Below are 1,344 nucleotides of genomic sequence, written 5' to 3'. Positions count from 1 at the left end.
CCCGAACCGGGGAGGGTTCGATGAGCGTCACCGACATCCAGAAAGGTCTGGCCCGCGAGGGCTATGTCGCCGACGACCGTCTGGCGATGGCGCTGCATCTGGCGCAGGTGCTGGGGCGCCCCCTGCTGCTGGAAGGCCCGGCGGGCGTGGGCAAGACCGAGGTTGCCAAGGCGCTGGCCGCCTTGCGCGATACGCGGCTGATCCGGTTGCAGTGCTACGAAGGGCTCGACGCCTCCCACGCGATCTATGAATGGAACTACCAGCGGCAATTGCTGGCCATTCGCGCGGCGGAAGGCAGCGCCACCGAGGAGGCGCTCTTTGACGACAAATACCTGCTGAAACGCCCGCTTTTGGAGGCGATCAGCGAAGACACGCCGCCCGTGCTGCTGATCGACGAGATCGACCGGGCGGACGAAGAATTCGAGGCCTATCTCCTCGAAATCCTGTCCGATTTCCAGATCACGATCCCCGAGCTTGGCACCATCAAGGCGCGGTCCAGACCTGTCGTGATCCTGACCGCGAACGGCACCCGTGATCTGTCCGACGCGCTGCGGCGGCGGTGCCTTTACAGCTTCCTCGATTATCCCGACAAGGACACCGAACTTGCCATCCTCAAGGCCCGGATGCCCGCCATTGAAGGGCTGCTCGCCCGCCAGATCGTCGGCGTGGTGCAGGCGCTGCGCAAGGAGGATCTGGAAAAGACGCCGGGCATCGCCGAGATGCTGGATTGGGCCGCCGCGCTGTCCGGGCTTGGGGTGAACGATATGGCAAAGGCCCGCGACGAGGTGCAGGCAACGCTGGTTTGCCTACTGAAGACCGCCGCCGATTACGACGCCGCGCCCCCCGAGCTGATGGACCGGCTGATCGGGAAGGTCGCGTGATGCAGGTCACGCGCTTTCCTTCCCGCGCGGACGGGCTGGCCGACCGGATGTCGGGCTTCATCGCGCATCTGCGGATGAACGGCCTGCGTGTGGGGCCAAGGGAAACCGGCGATGCGCTGGCGGCGCTTGCCGCCGTGAACGCCACCGACCGGGAGGAGGCAAGGCAGGCGCTGTGCGCGCTTCTGGCAGGCGATGCCGAGGACTGGCGGCGGTTCGACGAGCTCTTCGATGCCTACTGGTTCAACGCGGGCAAACAGCGCGCGGGCACGGCGCAGACCGGCCATGTCCGGGTGCAGGCCGCAAAGCCGAGGATCTGGCAACAGGACAAGGGGGAGGAAGCGGAGGATCGTCACTCACGGAACGACGATGCCATCACCCCCGACCCCGGCGACGGTGAAGCCGATGGGACAGACGGGAAGCTGATCGCGACCCGTTCGGCAAACCTCAACCGCCGGGACCTGCC

General features: G+C 66.4%; 1 protein-coding gene and 1 pseudogene. Both read left to right on the top strand.

What is annotated here, in order from left to right:
• The first annotated feature begins 20 nt into the window (after positions 1-20).
• Positions 21-881 (top strand): AAA family ATPase, encoded by an 861-nt coding sequence (locus BKY26_RS16035; RefSeq protein WP_071691390.1) that lies wholly within the window; start codon positions 21-23, stop codon positions 879-881.
• A pseudogene (locus tag BKY26_RS16030) lies at positions 881-1,344 on the top strand (vWA domain-containing protein); the annotation flags it as partial. The gene BKY26_RS16035 and the pseudogene BKY26_RS16030, both read left to right, overlap by 1 nt.

The sequence above is a fragment of the Nioella sediminis genome (assembly GCF_001879695.1).
Taxonomy (GTDB): domain Bacteria; phylum Pseudomonadota; class Alphaproteobacteria; order Rhodobacterales; family Rhodobacteraceae; genus Nioella; species Nioella sediminis.
The sequence above is the reverse complement of the archived record's forward strand: the minus strand, read 5'-3'. Positions and strand labels throughout refer to the sequence as shown.